The following is a 19,261-nucleotide window of genomic DNA, read 5'->3' on the forward strand; positions in this document are numbered from 1 at the left end:
CATGAAGAACCAGCACCTGACGTGGCCCGTCCTCGCCGCCGCGGCCGCCCTCGCCCTCACGGCCTGCGGCACCACCGAGGCGCCGAAGAAGGAGTCCGCGGGGGACGGCGCGGTGACGATCACGGACTCCCGCGGCAAGAAGATCACGCTCGACGGGCCGGCGACGCGCGTCGTCGGCACCGAGTGGAACGTCGTCGAGTCGCTCGTGACCCTCGGCGTCCAGCCGGTCGGCGTGGCCGACGTCAAGGGCTACACCGCGTACAACACCGCCGCGCCGCTCACCAAGGGCGTCAAGGACATAGGCACCCGGGGCGAGCCCAGCGTCGCCACCGTCGCCGGCCTCAAGCCCGACCTGATCATCGCCACCACCGACCTGTCCGACTCCGCCATCGCGCAGCTGTCCAAGGCCGCTCCGGTCGCCGTGGTGCGCTCGGCCGACGCGAGCCGGCAGATCGACCAGATGGTCGACACCGTCGAACTCATCGGCAAGGCCACCGGCAACGAGGACAAGGCCGAGTCCGAGGTCGACTCTTTCCGCAAGGCGGTCGCCGACGGGAGGAAGAAGCTCGCGGACGCCGGTCTCGACGGCGAGAAGGTCGCCTTCGCCGACGGCTGGCAGGAGGGCAACCAGGTCTCCGTCCGCCCGTACGTCAAGGGCTCGCTGCTCTCCGACGTGAACACCGAACTCGGCCTCGTCGACCCGTGGAAGCTGAAGGGCGACGCGGCCTACGGCCTGGCGGCGACCGATGTCGAGGGCCTCACGAAGATCGGCGACGCGCGGTTCGCGTACATCGCCAACGACTCCGACGGAGGCGACCCGTTCGCCGACGGCCTCAAGGACAACGCGGTGTGGAAGTCTCTCCCGTTCGTCAAGGACGACGAGGTCCACCGGCTGCCCGACGGCATCTGGATGTTCGGCTCCACCGCGTCGATGCGTGAGTACATCGACGCCCTCGTCGGCGCGCTGACCGCCTGACGATGAGCACACGCACCACAACCGCCCCGCCCGCCCCCGTGAAGACGGGGGCGGGCGCGGCCGGTCCGGCCGGGGCCACGTCCCCGGTGACGGCCGGCCCGCCGGCCCGTCGCGGCCGGATGTTCCTCCTCGCGATCGCGGGGATCGTCGCGCTGGCCGCACTCGCGATCGTGCACGTGGGCCAGGGCACCGCCGCCGTCGATCTGCACACGCTCTGGCAGTTGGCCACCGGGGCCGCCTCCGACCGGACCGCCGACGAGCAGACGGCAGCCGTCGTCCTGGACTCCCGGCTGCCCCGGCTCGCCGCAGGGCTCCTCGTCGGCTGCGCGCTCGGCGCGGCGGGCGCGGCCCTCCAGTCGGTGTCGCGCAACATGCTGGCCTCCCCCGACACGCTCGCCGTCAACGCGGGCGCGTACCTCGCGGTGGTCGCCGTCGCCGCGTTCGGCATCACGCTGCCCGCGCTGCCGGCCGGGGCCACGGCGTTCCTCGGCGGGCTGCTGGCGGCGGGCGTCGTCCTCGGCCTCTCCCGGGCGGGGGCCGGACCGATCCGGCTGGTGCTGGCGGGTTCGGCGCTCACCCTCGCCCTGTCCGGGCTGAGCGGGATGCTGCTGCTCCTGCGCTCCCAGCAGACGACCGGGCTGTTCGCCTGGGGCAATGGTTCACTCGCCCAGATCGGCATGCAGTCCATCGACCGGCTCGCCCCGGTCGCGCTCGTGGCGTTCGCCGGACTGATGCTGCTCGGCAGGCGGCTGGACATCCTCGCCCTCGGCGACGACGGCGCCGCGGTCGTCGGTGTGAGCCCCCGGCTGACGCGCAGCACCGCCGTCGTCCTCGCGGTGCTGCTGGCGGCGGTGTCCGTGGCGGTCGCGGGGCCGGTCGGCTTCGTCGGCCTGTGCGCGCCCGCCGTGGTCCGGCTGCTCAGCACCTGGATCCCGGGCCTGGTCCGGCACCACGCGTTCATCCCCACGTCGGCGCTCGCGGGTGTGCTGGTCGTGCTCGGCGCGGACGTCGCTCTGCGCGCGGTGTTCGGCGCCCAGGCGGGTGCCGAGGTGCCCACCGGCATCGTCACGACCTGCTTCGGCGCGCTCGTCCTGATCGTCCTGGCCTACCGGTCGCGCGACATGGGCACGGACAGCGGCTCGACGGCGTTCGCCCGGCTGCGCAGCCGGCGGGCGTTCGTCCTCACGCTGGTGGCGACGGTCGTGGGGCTGCTCGGCGCGGTGGTGGCGGCGACACTCTTCGGCGACGCGACGCTGCTCCTGGGCGATGTGGGCAACTGGCTCACCGGCCGGGCGGGGCAGTTCGTCGGCTACGTCCTCGACACGCGAGTCCCCCGGGTCGCCGCGGCCCTGCTGGCCGGTGCGGCGCTGGCCGTCGCGGGTGCCGTCGTCCAGGCGGTGTCGCGCAATCCGCTGGCGGAGCCGGGTGTCCTCGGCGTTGTCAGCGGTGCGGGGGTCGGGGCGGTCGCCGTCCTCACCGTCGTTCCGCTGGCGAGCTTCTGGCTGATCGGCGGCTCCGCGCTGGCCGGTGCGACGGCCGCCGCGGCGCTGGTGTTCGGTCTCGCCGCACGCCGCGGGCTGGAACAGAACCGCCTGGTCCTCATCGGCATCGGCGTCCAGGCCGGTGCGGGCGCGTTCGTGAGTCTGCTGATCGTGCTCACCGACCCGCACAACGAGACGAAGGCGCTGGCCTGGCTCGGCGGTTCGACGTACGGGCGGACGTTCCCCGAGCTGATCCCGGTGCTCTTGGGTCTGGTCGTCGCGCTGCCCGTCCTGGCGTTGCTGCGCCGCGAGCTGGACCTGATCGGGCTGGACGACGAGACACCCGCCCTGCTCGGTGTACGGATCGGCGCCACCCGGCTGGCGCTGCTGAGTCTGGCCGTCCTGTTGACGGCGGGAGCCGTGGCGGCGGTCGGCGTGATCGGATTCGTCGGCCTCGTCGCCCCGCACGCGGCACGTGCACTGGTGGGCCGCGGTCATGTGCGGGTGATACCGGTGAGCGCGCTGCTCGGCGCGCTGCTGGTGGTCGTGTCGGACCTGGTCGGCCGGGCGATCATCGCCCCGGCGCAGATCCCGGTCGGACTGCTGACGGCCGTGATCGGCGCCCCGTACTTCATCTGGCTGCTCTGGCGGTCGCGGCGCGAGGGGTGAGCGCGGAGCTGTCCCGGTTCCGGAGCCGCGCGGTCGTCGTCGTCCGCGCGGCTCTGGCGTTTCCCCGGGAAGGGTGGTCAGCAACTCCCTCGGTCAGACGTGGGAAAGGAGGCCGTCCAGCGGTTCCGGCAGGCGTGCGAGGTCCAGTGCGTCCGTGAGCGCTCGCGCGTAGTGCTCCTTTCTGCCGCCGATGGTCCCCATGAAACGCCGCAACTGCGCCTCGACCGTCCGCTCCCGCTGGGCGGGCTGGCGTTGGAAGATCCGGAAGGTGCGCAGGTCTCCCTGGTCGTCGATGACCTGCTGGACGCCGTCGGTGCCGAGCGCCCGGATCAGCTCGTCCTCCAGGTCGGCGCGGCAGGTGAAGAAGCCCAGCGCCGCCAGTTCGTCGGGGGTCCGGGCGGTGCCGAAGCCGGTCCGCTCCAGGCCCTGGACGAAGAAGCGCTCCTCCGCCGCGTCGCACAGACCGGCGGGCCGGGTGTCGAGCCCGTCGGGCCCCAGCAGGCGCAGATAGCGGGTGACGCTGGTGGCGCCCCCGAGCGGCACGACCACGACGCCCTCGGCGCTCAGGGTGCGCCCCTGGCGTTCGGCGAGGGCCTCGACCGCCGCCCGGTCGCTGACGCCCTCGACGAGCACCACGGTGCGCAGGCTCAGGTCGGCCGCCAGCGCACGGGCGGCCCCGGCCTCGGCGGGCGCGGGCGCCTCCCTGTCGCCCGCGGCCCAGGAGACGACCGTCTGCCGCAAGCGCGTCGCTGTGTCCACGGAGCCAGTCTCGCACCGTGATCGGGGGGCACGGCAAGGGTTTTCCGGTACGTCGGCCGGGGCTGCCCCGGGTACATCACCGGGGTGCGGGAGGCCTGCGCGCCAGGTACAGGCCGACGCCGAGGGCGAGCGCCAGGACACAGCCGGCGAAGGTCAGTCCGGCGTTCCTGAGTCCGATGCCCAGGGTGAGGGCGCCGACGCCGACCACGGGCAGGGAGATGCCGAGGTAGGCGATGACGAAGAAGGCGGACACGGTCGCGGCCCGGTGTTCGGCCGGCGCGGCGGCGCTGATCGCCGTCACCGCGCCCCGGAACGCGAGCCCCTGGCCGAGGCCGCCGCACAGCGCACCGGCGATGAGCAGGGGAAGCGAGGTGAAGAGCAACGAGGCGCCCACCAGGAGAAGGCCCCCGACCAGGACGAAGCAGCCGCCGGGCAGGGCCCGCCGTTCGCCGGCCCGCCCCATGAGGGCCTGCCCGGCCGTCGAGGCGAGGAAGACGGAGAAGACGACGAGTCCCGTCAGGGCCAGGTTGTGTACGTCGAGCGTCTCGGCCACGAACGCGGGGGCTACCGCGGTGAAGAGGCCCAGCAGGGAGAACCCGGCGAAGGCGGCCAGCGCCGAGGTGGCGAACACGCCGCGCATCGCGGGCGGGACGGCCAGGCCCTGGGGCCGCAGCCGCACTTCCCGTACCCGGGCGGAAGCGACCGTCTCGGGAAGGAACCAGGTCAGTACGGCGGCCACGGCGATCAGCGCCAGGTGTACGGCGAAGGGCAGCCGCAGGGGCCAGGGGGCGTACTCGGCGAGCAGCCCGGACAGCAGCGGGCCGCACCCCAGGCCGCCCATGTTCGCGGCGGTCGCGGCGAGCCCCGCCCGGGCCGCGCGTCCCGGCGGGGCCAGTTCCATCACGGTGACCGTCGCCGCGCCGCTCAGCAGTCCGGCGGCGAACCCGGAGAGCAGACGTCCGGCGAAGAGGGCGGGGAGCCCGCCCTCGAAGAGGAAACAGAAGGCACTGGCCGCCGAGAAGCCCAGGGCGGCCAGGAGCACGGGTCGCCGCCCCGCTTCGTCGGAGACGTTCCCGGCGAGCAGCAGGGTGGCGATCACTCCGAGGGCGTAGACGGCGAACACCACGGTCACCATCAGCTCGGAGAAGCCGAGCTGTTCCCGGTAGAGGCCGTAGAGCGGTGTGGGGAGCGTGGTGCCCGCCATACCGATGGCGAAGACGGCCGCCGCTGCCGGGTAACCGAGGCGTTTCCCGCGGTGCGCGGAGCCGGGCGTCCGGCTCATGCGTCGGACGGAGGGTCCGTCGGGGCGGCGGAGGTGATGTGGGTGAGCACGCACAGCCAGCGGCCGTCCCGCCGGACGAAGACGTCCGTGACCCATTCGTCGGCGTCGAAGCGGCGGCCACCGTAGTGGGCCGTGTTCGTCATCCGTGCGGTGACCGTGGCGGTGTCCTGGTGGACGCGGATCCTCGAAGGGCTGATGGCCCGCATCGCCGAGTGGGTCAGGTCGCCGGACGCGACGTGGCCGAGGAACGCGTCCCGGTCCGTGATGCCGGACTCGGAGACGATGACCCAGTCGTCCGCCATGAAGGCCCTGATCCGCGGCACGTCGTTCGAGACGATCGCGGCGGACCACTCCTCCACCAGGGCGACGAGCCGGGCCTGTACCGCAGGGTCCTGGGCGTCGGCGTCGTTCGGCGGCGGCCCGGAGCCGGCTCCGCTGTCTTCCATCGTTCGAGCGTAGCCGCGGGGCACGCGGGTCGCAGTTCCTGGGCGGCCGGGCGGGCGCCCAGGAACGGAACGGGCCCGGGTCGCGGGTACGGGGCCTGCGGTTCCGTGCGCTACGCGGGCGGGCCTCCTTCGACAGCGGCGGTCGGGCCCTCGGGGTCCTGGCCCGTCGGTGGGTCGGGCAGCTCCCGGCAGCGGACCATGAAGGACCGCTCGAAGACGATGACGGTCTCCCCCGTCGACTTGGTGCCGGTCGTCTCCACCGTGATGATGCCCTGCCCCGGCCGGGACCGGGACAGCCGCTTGTCGAGGATGCGGCTCGTCGCGTAGAGGGTGTCGCCGACGAAGACGGGGCTCTTCAGACGGACCCGGTCCCAGCCCAGGTTGGCCACCGCCCGCGCCGACAGCGCCTGCACGGTCATCCCGCCGACCAGGCACAGCGTGATGCCGCTGTTCACCAGGACCCTTCCGTACTCGGCGCCGGCGCCGTAGTGCTGGTCGAAGTGGAGCGGGTGCTGATTCATCGTCAGCAGGGTCAGCCAGGTGTTGTCGGCCTCGGAGAGGGTACGGCCCGGCCAGTGCCGGATCACCATGCCCGGTTCGAAGTCCTCGTAGTCCCCGCCGTGCTCCTCGACGTACTCGTTGTCCTTGACGTGACGCAGGGTCATGTGCGGCATCTCTCCGGTGATGTCACTCGATCAGGGGCGGCGCGGGCGGGCGCAGTGGTACGCGGGGCTGGGCGTGAGCGGTGCTGCGGTCAGATCGCCACCATCACGTTGTCGGAGCTGCTCGTTCCGCCCCGGACACTGACGATCCCGGCGGAGCCGTCGCCGAAGAACCGGCAGAACAGCCCGGCCGGCCGGCCACCGAATATCAGGGGCCCCAGCACCGGCGCGACATCGGCGTCGTACGGCTCGTCGACCCCGTCGGCGATCAGCGATACCCGGCAGGTCCCCGGCTCCACGAACTCCTGCACCACGCTGGTGCGGCCCTGGACGGCCTCACCGACGGCCGACTCCCACGCGGCCTGTTCGGCTTCGCGGCCGATGATCACCTGTTGTCCGCTCTCCCCGAGCGCGGCCTTGAGTACCAGCCGCTCGCGGTTCTTCAGCACGAACGGCACCAGGTCGACCTGCTGTCCCTCGCGGTCGGTCCTGCGCTCGGAGAGGATCCGCGTCCACGGCAGGTACCGCGCGATGAGCCCGCGCTCGCCCTCGGTCATCCAGGGCCGTCCCTCCGACAGGAGCCCCATGGTGAGCTTGCTGTGCAGGAACGTCGATGTCTGGGTGCCCACCAGCAGGCAACCGTGGTCCAGGGCGTCCTGGACCGGAGTGGTGTCGAGGCCCGCGTCGAGCCAGTCCGGAATGGTGAAGTTCCGCAGTCCGACCGGATAGCGCAGATGCGGGGCGCAGTCCCACGCCTCCGGCAGCTCCTCCGGTTCGAAGAAGCGTGCGGTCAGGCCGTGGCTGTTGTAGTAGTCGGCCTCCATCTCGAAGTACCGCCGCTCCACGCCGGTCACCCGGGCGCTGCCGACGACGGCCACCCTCGGCGCCACCGCCGACTCCGCGCTGAGCGACCGGAACATCTCGGCGCGTGCGGCGAACGGGCTCGGCGACCGGAACGGGGCCCGGCCCTCCTCGTCGGCGTGCAGCGCGCGCCACACCGCCAGACGGCTCTGGGTCTCCACCACGCCACCGAGCGCACCGCTGACGTTGAACTCCAGGAACTGCGGCCCGTCGGGCCCGATGACCAGATCCGGACGGACCACGGAGTCGGCGTACCGCTCCTCGACGAACGGGTCGCACGCCCACAGCCGGTCCTCGGTGGCGGGCATCGCGTAGGCGGTCAGCCGGTCGGCGGTGGTGCGCCCGCTCTCCAGGGCGGCACGGCGCAGCAGATCGACCAGCGCGACGCTCACCCGGAAGATCTCGGCGTAGGACGCGCGCGGGATCGCCAGCGGCGCCGCGGGAAGAACCTTCTGGTACGGCCAGCCGGTGTCCCGCAGCTCGTGCCGCAGCATCCGCCGGATCGCGTCGGCCGACGCGGCGGGCCTCAGCCGGTGGCGGCCGAACCACGGGTGCCCGTGGCCCGGACCGAGGTCCTCATGCGTGTCCATCCGGCGCTTCCTCCTCTGTCGGCGGGACGGCGGCCGGGCCGCCGGTTGTCTGCTCGGCCGTACGGTGCTCCTCGAACAGCGCCACCGCGGCGGCGGTGTCCTCGATGGCCATGCCGACCGTGCGCAGGACCGTGGTCCGGCCGGTGACGTCGACCTGGCCGCTCACCAGGCTGCCCAGTTCGTACAGGTCCTCGGCCTTGATCAGGCCGCCGGCCAGTGCGGCCCGGATCTCACCCGCGCCGTCCAGCGCCGCGGTCCGGTCCTCGACGACGGTCACGGCGTCGGCCAGCAGGGCGGGGGCGAGCTCGACGGCGTCCGGGTGGGTTCCGCCGATCACGTTCACATGCGCCCCGGGGGTCACCCAGTCCGCCTCCACCACGGGGGTGCCGTCGTCGGTCGAGGTGGCCGTACAGATGATCGCCGCGTCGGTGACGGCGTCCCTCGCGGTGGCGCAGACCGTCACGTGGACGGGCCGTGGTGCGGTGTCGCGGATCCAGTCGGCGAACTCCTCGGCACCGGCGCGCGTGCGCGAGTGGACGCGGAGGTGACGGATCGGGCGGACCGCCGTCACCGCCCGGAAGAGGGCGCGCGCCTGGACCCCCGCGCCGATCACCGCCAGGTCGTCGGCGTCGTCGGGCGTGCACCAGCGGGTCGCCAGTGCGGCGACGGCGCCGGTGCGGACGGCGGTGAGTTCGGCGCCGTCCAGGAGGGCGGTGATCTGCCCGGTCTCCAGGTCGGTGAGCGCGACGATCCCGTGGATCAGCGGCAGCCCGCGTACCGGGTTGTCGGGGGTGAGCGTGGTGACCTTGACGCTGCCCACCGCGCGCCGCTCCCAGACGGCGGGGCTGACCAGGAGGACGCGCCGGTCGCCGTGTTCGAGCACCGTGCGGGCCGGGGAGCGGGTGCGGCCGGCGGCCAGGTCGACGAACATCTCGCCGAGTACGTCGACCACGCGGACCATCCGCCGGGTTCCGGCCATGTCGGCGGCCCGGACCATCACCGGCGCGCTCACGCCGTTCCTCCGGCGCGGCCGAACCGGCGCGTCCAGGCGTCCTCGCGCGCCACGGTGGTGCGGGCCAGCCGGGCGAACGGCGGGCCGACCATGTTGCCCTCCAGGACGGCGATCCCGCCGTCGGCCGCCGCGACGGCCTCCACCACTCGGCGGGCCTGTCCCAGCTCTTCGGGGCGGGGCCGCAGGAGGCGGTTGATCACGTCGAGTTCGCCCGGGTGGACCGTCGCCTTGCCGTGGAAGCCGAGCGCCCGCGCCCGGGTGGTCTCCTCGGCGAGGACCGCCGGTTCGGCGAGCCGGTAGTTGGCGGTGTCGACGCACGCCGTGCCGTGCCGGGCGCAGGCCATCGCCATCGCCTGCCGGGCGGCCAGCATGGCCTCCCAGCTGATGTCGACACCGAGTGTGGCGGCCAGGTCGGCCGAGCCGAGCACCAGGCCGTCGGCGGCGCGCGCGATGGAGTCGATGCGGGTGACCGCCTCGACCGTCTCCACCGTCACGTAGATCTCGGGGGACGCGCCCGCCGAGGCCAGCATCCGGCGCAGCAGGTCGACCTCGTCCGCCGAGGTCACCATCGTCATCAGGACGATGCCGGGCCGCACCGGGCCCTCGGCCAGCATCAGGACGTCCTGGACCCCCGCGAGGCTGCCGAGTTCGTTCATCCGCACGGCGACGTCAGCCGGTCTCGGCGTCTTCTCCAGCGCGGCCCGGCAGACCGCGCGGGCGGCCTGCTTCTCGGCGGGCGGTACGGAGTCCTCCAGGTCGATCAGGTGGACGTCCGCGTCGTACGACCAGGCCTTCACCACCTTCTCCGGCGACAGGGCCGGCGTGTAGAGGATGCTGCGCGGAATCGCCCTGGCCGCCCCGGTCACCGGTTCACCGCCCCGGGGAGTGTGGTGCCCGCCGGGCGCGCCCCGGCCTCGGTCAGCGCGGTGCAGAGCCGCTTGATCTGGTCGGCGCTCTGGCCGGCCCGCAGCATGACCCGCAGTCCTGCGGTACCGCGGGCGACGATCGGGAAGAACACCGGTGAGGTGTAGAACCCGGCCGCGAAGACCTGTTTGGCGGCCTCGACGACCGTGTCGTCGCTCATCGGCACCACCCGGATCGGGTAGGTGCCCTCGGCCTGCTCGGTCATGACCAGCGAGTCGAACAGCGCGATGTTGGAGCGCAGGCGCCCCTGTAGCCGCGTGAGTTCCTCGGTACGGTGGATCTCGGCCGAGGCGAGTGCCGCGCCGACCGCGGCGGCGTTCATCTTCTGCGAGTAGCCCAGCGGGCCCGCGAACCGTTCGACGATCCGGCGCGTCTCCTCGGGGTAGCCGTCGAGGAGGATCGCCGTACCTCCGGCTCCGAAGCCCTTGGTCAGGGTCGCCACGGTGATGGTCCGCTCGTCGAGCACCGGGGAGTGCGTGCGTACGTAGCCGATGCCGCGTTCGCCGTACGCGGACAGCGAGTGCGAGTCGTCGTAGAAGACCAGGAGGTTGTACTTCTCCTGGAGTTCGGCCAGCTCCTCGACGGGCGCGTAGCCTCCGAGACTGTCCGAGCCGTCCACCACGTAACAGACGCGTTCGTAGGTGCGGCACATGTCCTCGACGAAGTCGAGGTCGTGGTGGCCGCAGGTCACGACCTCGCTCTCGTCGGCACAGCTCGGCTTGGCGTTGGCCAGGGAGACGTGGGCGTTCTTGTCGAAGACCATCAGCGGCTTGACGCCGTTGCCGAGGTGCCCCGAGGCGATCATCGGCAGCAGACCGGTGCTGGCCGCCGCGGTGGAGATCGCACTGATCACCGTCGCGCCGAACAGCTCGCCCAGCGACTCCTCCAGCTCCAGCAGCACCGGTGTCTGGACGCGGGTGCGCGGGATGCAGTGGTCGAGTACCCCGAAGCGGCGCAGCGAGGCGACCGCGCCGTCGATGACCTTGGGGTGGGTGTCCAGGTCCAGGTAGGAGCAGACGGTGAAGTTGACGAATTCATGCCCGTCGGGCATGTGGAACACGCCGTCCTCCAGGTCGCCGACGATTCCGGCGACCCCGTTCTCGTAGGACTGGTTCCAGAAGGCGTTGCCGATCCCGATGAGTTTGTCGTTGTTGCGGTACCGGTGGGTGGGGGTGATCGTCCTGCGCTCGCTCATCGGGAGTTCCCCTCGGTGGGCTTGTAGCTGTAGACGCCCTTGAGCCTCCGGTAGGCGTACGTGTACAGGGCGACGCCGAGCACGTGCGGCCTGCGGAGGATCTTCTTGGACTTGAGCCAGAAGTTGACGTTGATGTTCATCTCGCCCAGCGACTCGGCCTGGTGCCACCAGCCGAGCGGCAGGTAGAGCATGTGGCCCGGTTCCAGGACGAAGTCGCGGCGTCGGGCGAGCTTGGCCGCGAGCCTCGGGTAGCGGGACAGGTCGACGTCGTCGAGGTCGACCACGTTCGACTTGTCGCCGAACCCGCGCAGTACCGACCTCGGGTAGTACGCCCGAACGCCCGGTGGAGCGATGATGAACCGCTTACGGCCCTCCAACGCGATGTTGAAGTTCTCGAACTCGTCGAAGTGGTTCTTGGTGAACACGCCCCGGTGGCTGATCCACAGGTTGGCCGCGTACAGGCTGTCGCCGTAGCCGAAGAACTCCTCGGCGTCGAACCCGATGACGGCGTTCACGTCGGCAGGACTGCTGCGGATGTTCGACACCACCCGGTGCCAGGTGTCCGTGCTGGTCAGGTGCTGCTCGTCCGCGAAGAACTCGCGGAGCTTGATGTCCCGTGTCTCCCAGCGCCCCGGATGGTTCTTGTCGCCCGGCTCGGTGAACAGGGTGACGGTCATCTCGGCCAGGCGCGCGGCCACTTCGTCCCGTCCGAGTCCCTGCACATCGGCCGGCAGCTTGATCACCACGGGGCGGTCGGCCTGGTACAGCCCCCGGGGGCCCACGGCCAGGAACTCGTCGAACGACATACGGGTGATCTCGACCCCCGCTGTCCCGTTCGACCCGGGCACAGCTTGCGGAACTGCCATGTCGCTGGTCCTCCTCTCTTCGCCGGGTCTCGTTCCGCGTCAGCCGTCGGTCCCGCGGGCGCTCAACTCCGCCACCACGTCCACGATCAGGTCCTCCTGGCCGGCGATGGCCTGCCGCCGGCCGAGTTCGAAGAAGACTTCGCGCGGGTCCACGCCCGCGGCCCCGGAGAGTTCGACGACCCGGTGCTTGAACCCGGAGAAGACTCCGGCCAGACCGCTGACGATGCTCATCGAGGCGGTCACCGGAGGTGCCGGCATGAGTTCGCGCTCGGCGAGGTCGGCGGCGTCCAGCAGCGCGTACAGGTCGATGCCCGTGGCGAACCCGCTCCGCTCCAGCACCGGTACCAGCACTTCGAGCTGGGTGTTGCCCGCCCCGGCTCCGAAGCCACGGGCGCAGCCGTCGATGATCAGGGCTCCGGCGTCGGCGGCGGCCACCGAGTTGGCGACGGCCATACCGAGGTTGTTGTGCCCGTGGAAGATCACCGGGACGGTGTCGACCGCCTCGACGATCGCGCCGATCCGCGCGGTGACGTCGGGAGGCAGGAAGTGCCCCGCGGAGTCCATGATCCCCACACCCTGCGCCCCGTATCCGACGGCCCGCGCGGCCTGCTCGGCCAGCTCGCCGGGGGAGGCCATGTGACTCATCATCAGGACGCAGTGGGCTTCGACGCCCGCGTCCCGGAGGAAGCCCAGATGGTGCTCGGCCAAGGACGCCTCGGTGGCGTGCACGCCGACGCGGAAGACGTCGACCCCGTGGGCGATCGCCCGCCGTAGGTCGTCGGAGGTGCCCCAGCCGGGCAGCATGAAGGTGCCCAGCCGGCTGTGGCTCAGCGCCTCGCGGACCGTGGAGAGCATCTCGTCGTCGGTCGCCGCGGCAAGCCCGACCTGCAACGAGGAGGCGCCCAGACCGTTGCCGTGGCCGACCTCCACCACCGGGATCCGCGCCGCGTCCGCCGCTTCCGCGTAGCGGCGCAGTGCGGTCAGGCCGAGCCGGTGGCGGACGGCGTGCTGACCGTCGCGCAACGTCGGGTCGTGGATCACCACTTGTCTCACGACGACGCCCCCGTCCGGGACGCCCGGTCGGGGCGGGCCGCGTACTGCTCGGCGACCATGACGGCGGCGGCGTTGATGATGTCGAGGTTCCCCGCGTACGGCGGCAGGACGTCGCTGTGCGCCGTGACCTTGAGGACGATCGTCACCAGGTCGTCGGCGGCGGTGCAGGCGACGACCTCGTACCCGGGGGCGAAGGACCGTACCTGCTCGGCCGCCCGGTCGACCACCGCTCGCACCGCCGCCGCGTCGGCGTCGGGCACCCGGGCATGGATGACGGTGCGGAAGGTGGCCGGCGGCACCGCCGGGCTGATGTTGAGGATCACCTTGACGTCGCTCACGCCGGAGAACGCCGTGACGGCGTGACCGGTGGCCGTCACGTACTCGTCGAGGTTCAGCCTGGTCGCGCGGCCGGCCACGTCACTCGCCACGGTCGACACGACCTCCAGGTACGTCACCGGGAACCGGGCCGCGAGCGCGTGCACGACCGGAACGGACGCCTGGCCTCCGCAGCTGATCAGATTGACGTTGCGCGCGGCCTCGGCCGCGACCCCGGTCACGGTGGGCGCCACCATCTGCCCGACCTTGCTGGGGGTCAGGTCGATCACCAGCGTCCCGAGCGGCTCCAGCAGCGGCCAGTGGGCCCGGTGGGACGCGGCGCTGGTGGCGTCGAAGACGACGTCGAACGGGATCGGCGCCGCCAGTACGGCCTCGATGCCCGCGGCGGTGGTGGCGCAGCCGAGGCTCGCGGCGTAGCGCAGGCCCGCCGACTCCGGATTGCGCCCGGCGACCAGCCGGCAGTCCAGCCCGGGCGACCGGTCGATCTTGCTGACCAGGTCCCGCCCGATCGCCCCGGTGCCGATGACGGCGACCGTCACGGTCTCGACGATGTCCGGACTGGCGTTCGTCAGGCGCGCCGCGAGACTCAACGGATGCCTCCGGGGCGCCGGAGGCGGGGGGCCGGCGGAGGCTGTGAGTGGCGACGGCGGGCGCCGGTCGTCTGTCTCGCCGCGTCGGGTTCGTAGGTTCTCATGAACGTTGTTCCCACCCTTCCATCTGCGCGCGGCTGCTCCGTGGCGGTCCTGGCCGCGGGCGGCCGGGTGCCTCACCGGGATCTCCGTCCGTTCCGGACCGTGTCCGACGCGGTCGGTCACGATGCCTCTCCCACCTGCCTCGGGCGACCGTCGGTCGGTCATCTGTGCCGGTCGGCCGCCGAGAGGTGAAGCATCAGTGAGGCGATGCGCGGTCGCACGTGGAGAACGAGGAATCACCGGCCGCAGGTCGTCGCGCCGAAACAATCGGCCGTGAGCGCGAACCGGAGGCTTGACTCGGTGTGCTGAAGCCCCGTTGACGGCATGTCCTCCCCTGCACGCACGTCGCCGGCCGCCGATTCACCCGCCCAGCGGCGGTGAACATATCAGAAGACCGCAGGACACAACCCCCCTCATTCGCGCATGGGTTGATCTTCGGGGGAGGCGCTCGGCGGCTCCTCCCGGCCACCTGAGCGCCGGATACGTGCCTTTCCCCGCAGGACCTGATCTCTCCCTCGACTCCACCGCGGACGCCGACTACTCTCGGGAACCCCGTGCACCTGGCTGCGCGGGTCTCGGCGCACGACGACGGGCTGGTGGGGCGTCGACGGCGGGGCAGCCACATCGAAGGGGGAGGCAATGTACTGCCGATTGCGCCGCCACGCGCGCTCATGACCGCGTCGACGACCGACAAGGCCGACGCGCAACGGCCCGTTCTGGGACGTGACTTCTCCCGGCTGTGGTGGTCCGCCGCGGTGTCGTCGCTCGGTGACGGGGCCACGATCGCCGCCGCGCCCCTGCTGGCCACCCGTCTGACCGACGACCCCCGCCTGATCGGCGCGGCCTCGGTCGCCTTCACCGCGCCCTTCCTGCTGTTCGGCATCCCGGCGGGGCTGCTGGTGGACCGCATCGACATCCGGGCGATGATGGTGCGCGTCGACGTCGGCCGGGCCGTCCTGCTGGCGGTGCTCACCCTCGGGATCCTCGGCGGCTGGGGCGGGTTGCCGCTGCTCTACGTCTGCATGTTCCTGCTCGGCGTCGGCGAGGTCCTCTGCCGCAACGCCGCCCAGGTACTCGTCCCCTTCATCACCCCGCAGGCGGGTCTCTCCACCGCCAACGCCCGCATCATGGCCGCGCAGGAGGCCGGCACCGGCTTCATCGGTCCGCTCCTCGGCGCGCTGATGTTCGGTGTGGCGACGGCCCTGCCCTTCGGCGTGGACGCGGCCACCTTCCTGTGCTCCGCCGTCCTGATCAGCCGCATCCGCCGCACCAGGCCCGTCGAGCGCGCACCGGACAGGTCCGGCGTGATGTCGGAGATGCTGGCCGGCGCCAGATGGCTGTTCTCGCATCACCTGCTGCGCAGCCTCGCCCTGGTGTCCTGTCTGATCAACCTCGCCGGGAGCGCGATGCTCGCGGTCCTCGTGGTGCACAGCGGGAAGGAACTCGGCCTGGGGCCGTTCGGGTACGGCGTCCTGCTCGCCTGCCAAGCGGTGGGAGCCGTCCTGGCCTCACGCTTCGCGCCCGCGCTGACGGAACGGCTCGGCCGGGAAGGTGCGTTGGTCGCCACCGCCGTCCTGATCACCACGAGCGAGACGGTGCTCGCCGCCGTGCCCTCGGTGTACGCGGCCGGCGTGGCCCTCGCGATCTTCGCCTGCGGGACGGTGACATGGAACGTCGTCGTGGTCGTGCTGCGGCAGACCCTGGTGCCGCAGCACCTGCTCGGGCGGGCGAACAGCGTGTACCGGCTCGTGGCCTGGGGCGGACTGCCCGTCGGTGCGGCGGCCGGCGGGTTCGTCGCCGCGGAGGTCGGCACCCGCGCCGTGTTCGGGGCCGGCGCGGTCGTCATGGCGGTGGTCGCGACGGGGCTCCTCGTGGGCGCCCGCCGCCGGTGGATCACCCGCGCCGACCCGGCTCCACGCACGACGGAGACGGACTGAGCGGGCAGCCGTCCGGCGCGCCGCGGGACGGCCGCACCGCGCCGAACGCGGCAGCGCCCCGGTCCGCACCGGCACCGGCACCGCATCCCCCCTGGACCGCACCGCACCGAACGCGGCACCGTACCGAACGTGCCCACTCCGGAAAGGGACACCCCATGACGACGACCACGAGTCCGCGCACCCCGCCCAGGTCGCGGCTGGGCCACGCGTACGGGGAGCAACTCGCGCGGTACGGGCCGACTGGCCGCCCCACGGCCGCGGCCCTGGAGTCCGCCACGTTGAGACTGGCGTACCAGGACCGGTTCCTGACCGGCCCCGCCTTCCTCGGCGAGAGCGAGCTCCGCACCCTCGTGGGAGACCTCCACACGGTCTACGGGCTGCTGCGCTCGCTGCCGGAGCGCGGGTTCGGCGGAAGCGTCACCGCACTGGCCGCGGCGGTCGGGCTGGACCCTTCGCAGTCGGCGCTCATCACGCGGAGCGCCCGGACCGGGTCGCTCCTCCCGCTGGGGCGGGCCGATCTCTACCACGACGGTACGGGGTTCAGGCTTCTCGAATTCAATATCACCAGTGCGCTCGGCGGCTTCGAGAACGCGGACATCAACCGGGCGATGCTGGCCTATCCTCCGCTCGAAGAGTTCGTACGGCGGCACGGACTGCGCTACGAGGACACCCTGGGCCACATGGTGCGGACCATGTACGCGGAGTGCGCCGCGAACATCCCCACCGGCCGGGCCCCTGTCGTCGCCGTGGTGGACACGGTGGAGAACTTCGCCGTCGTGGGACCTCGGCTGCGGGTGTTCGCCGAGAAACTGGCCGACTTCGGGGTCGAGGGGATCGCCTGCGACCTCGGCGCGATCACGTACCCGAACGGCCGTCCGACGGCCTCGGGCCGAACCGTCGACGTCGTCTTCCGGTACTTCCTGCCCGAAGACCTCACCGACCCCACCGCGGCGGCCCAGCTGGAGCCGCTGCTGACCGCGGTCGAGCAGGGGAGGCTGGGCCTGTTCAGCCGACTGGACGCCGAGCTGTACGGCAACAAGGGCACCCTGGCGATGCTCTCCGACGAGGAGCACCGTGACCGCTACGATGCCGCCGAACTGGCGTGCCTCGACCGGATCCTGCCGTGGACGCGGTACGTGCGCCCCCGCGCCACGGACCCCGGCGGCACCCGGGTCGACCTGCTCGCCCACGCCCTGGGGCACCAGCACGAGCTGATCCTCAAGCCGACGCTGCTGCACGGCGGCAACGGCATCATCGCCGGCTGGACGGTGGACCCGGCCGAGTGGGAGAGCAGGGTCGCCTCGGCGATGGACGGCCCGTTCGTACTCCAGCGCCGTGTACGTCCCACCGCCGAGCCGTTTCCCGACGGCGCCGGCGGCGTGCGGGAACTCTTCCTCAACTGGGGCCTCTACCTGAGCGCACGCGGCGCCGAGGACGACGGCTACGCGGGAGGCTTCGTCCGGGGCAGCGCCGATCCGGCCGTGGGGGTCGTCAGCATGGGCAGCGGCGCCACGGTCGGCTGCGTCTTCCACGGCGGCGACCGCTGATCCCACGCGTCCGAGCCCGGCCCGGCAGAGGCGCGCCGTCCAGGAAGGCTTCATAGGCATCGGCCGTGTCCGGCTCGGCCTCAGGTCCGAGGGGGCGTAGCGCGTGTCGGCACGGTCCCGCTGCGGACCGGAGACCCAGAACTCCTCGCTGGTCTCGATGTCGTAGAAGTCGGCATCGATCGGCCCTCCCGCACGGCGCAGCGTTCGCCCGTGGAAGTCCGCGGTCGCCCACGTCTTCGAAAGGTCCACCCACCCGATCCATGGCGCACTGTTCGTCGCAGATGGAACACCTACTCCACCGACCCCTTGGACGCCCCACCGCCAACCGTGCGCGAGGTCGTCGGCACGGCACTCGGAGCGGAAGGATGGGCGGTCGGCGGGCCCCCCACCCTCCCTCTCCTGCCCTAGGGAGTAAGACGATGGGGGCCCCGGAAGAGGAACGTTGCCTCCCGGATCGAGTCGAGGCCGAGCATCACCATGAGGACCCGGGCCAGGCCCATGCCGAGCCCCCCGTGGGGCGGGCAGCCGTACCGGAAGCAGTTCAGGTAGTCCTCCAGGGGGTCGGTGCCCATCCCCTTGTCGGCGGCCTGCTCGATCAGCCGGTCGTAACGGTGCTCACGCTGCGCCCCGGTCGTGATCTCCAGCCCCTTCCACAGCAGGTCGAAGCTGAGCGTGAGCCCCGGGTCGTCCTCCGAACGCATGTGGTAGAAGGGCCGGATACCGGTGGGATAGTGCGTCACGAACACGAACTCATGGCCGGTCTCCTTGAGCATGAGCGCCGCGAGGGCACGCTCCCCCTCGGGGTCCAGGTCCTCCTTCACTCCCTCCGGATCCCAGCCATCGGCGCGCAGCATGCTCTGGGCCTCGGCCATGGTGATGCGAGGGAATGGGGTCTTGGGCACGGCGAGTTCCGCCCCGAACGTCTCCTCGATCGCGTCGCCGTGCCGCTCGGCGACCAGGGCGATCGCGTGAGCGAGCATCCGTTCCTCGAAGCACATCACGTCCTCGACATCGGAGATCCAGGCCAACTCCACGTCCACGCCAGTGAATTCGGTCGCGTGGCGGCTGGTGAACGACGGCTCAGCCCGGAAGACGGGCCCGATCTCGAACACGCGGTCGATACCTGCCGCGATGGCCATCTGCTTGAAGAACTGGGGCGACTGGGCAAGGTAGGCGGAACCGTTGAAGTATCCGAGCTTGAACACCTCGGCACCGCTCTCACTGGCGGTGCCCATGAGCTTCGGCGTGTGCATCTCGGTGCACCCCTGCTCGTACGCGTACGCGCGCATGCCCTGCTCGAACGTGGTCTGCACGGCGAACAGCAGACGAGCCGCGGGGCGGATACGTACGTCCAGGAACCGCCAGTCCATCCGGTGCTCCAGCCCGCTCCGCTCATCGGTGGGCAGTGGGGCCTCGGCCCGGTTGAGGACCTCGACGCGCTCGGGGACGATCTCGAGGCCGCCCAGCTTCACCACCGGGTTGTCGACCACCCGGCCCGTGATGCGGACGGCGGACTCGGCGCTGAGGGACTCCAGGGCGGCTTCCACCGGGTCGCCGTCACCACCGCGACGATGTGTTACCTGGGTCATCGCGGTGTGGTCACGGACAACGAGGAACTGCATCTTGCGCTGGAGTCGGAGTGTGTTCACCCATCCGCAGACGGATACCGTCCTGCCCACGTGTTGGCGCAGATCAGACAGGTGTACGCGTTCGTTCGCGTGGATCATCAAGGCCCTCCCAGGCACTTTCGTGATCCCTTGGAAGCGTGGGCGAGAAGGGTACTCGCGGTGCCACCACGCCTTCGCCGCCGCCGGAGCGACAGCCTCTTGACAGCCAGATGACGGTGGCCGGCCGGCGGGGCATAAAGGCGGTGCGCCCGTTCCTCCCCGCACTCAGGAGGGTCTTCGCCACAGGGAGCGAGACTGCCTTCACAGCACCGGCAGTTCTCTCGGCTCGCCCGGAATGCGGCTACT

16 protein-coding genes are annotated in these 19,261 nt (G+C 71.8%); 4 read left to right on the forward strand and 12 right to left on the reverse strand.

From position 1 onward, the window contains the following. The first annotated feature begins 1 nt into the window (after position 1). Together AB0F29_RS16210 and AB0F29_RS16215 are read left to right on the forward strand one after the other, a co-directional pair. Positions 2-976 (forward strand): iron-siderophore ABC transporter substrate-binding protein, encoded by a 975-nt coding sequence (locus tag AB0F29_RS16210; RefSeq protein WP_361872334.1) that lies wholly within the window; start codon positions 2-4, stop codon positions 974-976. Positions 977-978: 2 nt separating this feature from the next. Next, on the forward strand, positions 979-3,126 hold the full coding sequence (locus AB0F29_RS16215; protein WP_361872337.1) for an iron ABC transporter permease: 2,148 nt from the start codon (positions 979-981) through the stop codon (positions 3,124-3,126). A 93-nt stretch (positions 3,127-3,219) separates the two neighbouring features. On the opposite strand, the gene AB0F29_RS16220 is transcribed toward AB0F29_RS16215, so the two are convergent. The 11 genes from AB0F29_RS16220 to AB0F29_RS16270 all read right to left on the reverse strand — a co-directional run bounded on the left by AB0F29_RS16220 (position 3,220) and on the right by AB0F29_RS16270 (position 13,702). Continuing rightward, positions 3,220-3,885 (reverse strand): ATP-dependent endonuclease, encoded by a 666-nt coding sequence (locus AB0F29_RS16220; protein WP_361872340.1) that lies wholly within the window; start codon positions 3,883-3,885, stop codon positions 3,220-3,222. Between the two features lie 76 nt (positions 3,886-3,961). Then, positions 3,962-5,167, reverse strand: a complete 1,206-nt coding sequence (locus tag AB0F29_RS16225) for an MFS transporter (RefSeq protein WP_361872343.1) — start codon at positions 5,165-5,167, stop codon at positions 3,962-3,964. Beyond that, positions 5,164-5,613 (reverse strand): nuclear transport factor 2 family protein, encoded by a 450-nt coding sequence (locus tag AB0F29_RS16230; protein WP_361872346.1) that lies wholly within the window; start codon positions 5,611-5,613, stop codon positions 5,164-5,166. The genes AB0F29_RS16225 and AB0F29_RS16230 overlap by 4 nt, the downstream gene beginning before the upstream one ends. A gap of 110 nt (positions 5,614-5,723) precedes the next feature. Further along, positions 5,724-6,278: a MaoC family dehydratase gene (locus tag AB0F29_RS16235; RefSeq protein WP_361872349.1), complete on the reverse strand. Its 555-nt coding sequence runs from the start codon at positions 6,276-6,278 to the stop codon at positions 5,724-5,726. A gap of 89 nt (positions 6,279-6,367) precedes the next feature. After that, positions 6,368-7,726, reverse strand: coding sequence for a hypothetical protein (locus AB0F29_RS16240; protein ID WP_361872352.1), 1,359 nt, complete (start codon positions 7,724-7,726; stop codon positions 6,368-6,370). Next, positions 7,713-8,738 carry an ornithine cyclodeaminase family protein gene (locus AB0F29_RS16245; RefSeq protein ID WP_361872355.1) on the reverse strand — a complete coding sequence of 342 codons (1,026 nt, stop codon included), beginning with the start codon at positions 8,736-8,738 and terminating at the stop codon, positions 7,713-7,715. The genes AB0F29_RS16240 and AB0F29_RS16245 overlap by 14 nt, the downstream gene beginning before the upstream one ends. Continuing rightward, a complete protein-coding gene (locus AB0F29_RS16250) occupies positions 8,735-9,604 on the reverse strand; it encodes a CoA ester lyase (RefSeq protein WP_361872358.1) in 870 nt (289 codons plus the stop codon). Before AB0F29_RS16250 ends, AB0F29_RS16245 begins: the two co-directional genes overlap by 4 nt. Continuing rightward, positions 9,601-10,857, reverse strand: coding sequence for an aminotransferase class I/II-fold pyridoxal phosphate-dependent enzyme (locus AB0F29_RS16255; protein ID WP_361872361.1), 1,257 nt, complete (start codon positions 10,855-10,857; stop codon positions 9,601-9,603). The genes AB0F29_RS16250 and AB0F29_RS16255 overlap by 4 nt, the downstream gene beginning before the upstream one ends. Beyond that, positions 10,854-11,723: a cupin-like domain-containing protein gene (locus tag AB0F29_RS16260; RefSeq protein ID WP_361872364.1), complete on the reverse strand. Its 870-nt coding sequence runs from the start codon at positions 11,721-11,723 to the stop codon at positions 10,854-10,856. The genes AB0F29_RS16255 and AB0F29_RS16260 overlap by 4 nt, the downstream gene beginning before the upstream one ends. Positions 11,724-11,762: 39 nt before the next feature. After that, positions 11,763-12,776: a 4-hydroxy-2-oxovalerate aldolase gene (gene dmpG / locus AB0F29_RS16265; protein WP_361872367.1), complete on the reverse strand. Its 1,014-nt coding sequence runs from the start codon at positions 12,774-12,776 to the stop codon at positions 11,763-11,765. Next, the gene (locus AB0F29_RS16270) at positions 12,773-13,702 is read right to left on the reverse strand and encodes an acetaldehyde dehydrogenase (acetylating) (RefSeq protein WP_361872370.1); all 930 of its coding nucleotides are present in this window, start codon (positions 13,700-13,702) and stop codon (positions 12,773-12,775) included. The genes dmpG and AB0F29_RS16270 overlap by 4 nt, the downstream gene beginning before the upstream one ends. A gap of 773 nt (positions 13,703-14,475) precedes the next feature. On the opposite strand from AB0F29_RS16270, the gene AB0F29_RS16275 reads away from it, so the two are divergent. Beyond that, a complete protein-coding gene (locus AB0F29_RS16275; protein ID WP_361872373.1) occupies positions 14,476-15,741 on the forward strand; it encodes an MFS transporter in 1,266 nt (421 codons plus the stop codon). A gap of 155 nt (positions 15,742-15,896) precedes the next feature. Continuing rightward, the gene (locus tag AB0F29_RS16280; RefSeq protein ID WP_361872376.1) at positions 15,897-17,288 is read left to right on the forward strand and encodes a hypothetical protein; all 1,392 of its coding nucleotides are present in this window, start codon (positions 15,897-15,899) and stop codon (positions 17,286-17,288) included. A gap of 404 nt (positions 17,289-17,692) precedes the next feature. Here the strand turns inward: AB0F29_RS16280 and aspS are convergent, their stop codons facing one another. After that, positions 17,693-19,015, reverse strand: coding sequence for an aspartate--tRNA(Asn) ligase (gene aspS / locus AB0F29_RS16285; RefSeq protein ID WP_361872379.1), 1,323 nt, complete (start codon positions 19,013-19,015; stop codon positions 17,693-17,695). Positions 19,016-19,261 lie beyond the last annotated feature (246 nt).

Source organism: Streptomyces sp. NPDC026589, assembly GCF_040638385.1.
GTDB lineage: Bacteria > Actinomycetota > Actinomycetes > Streptomycetales > Streptomycetaceae > Streptomyces.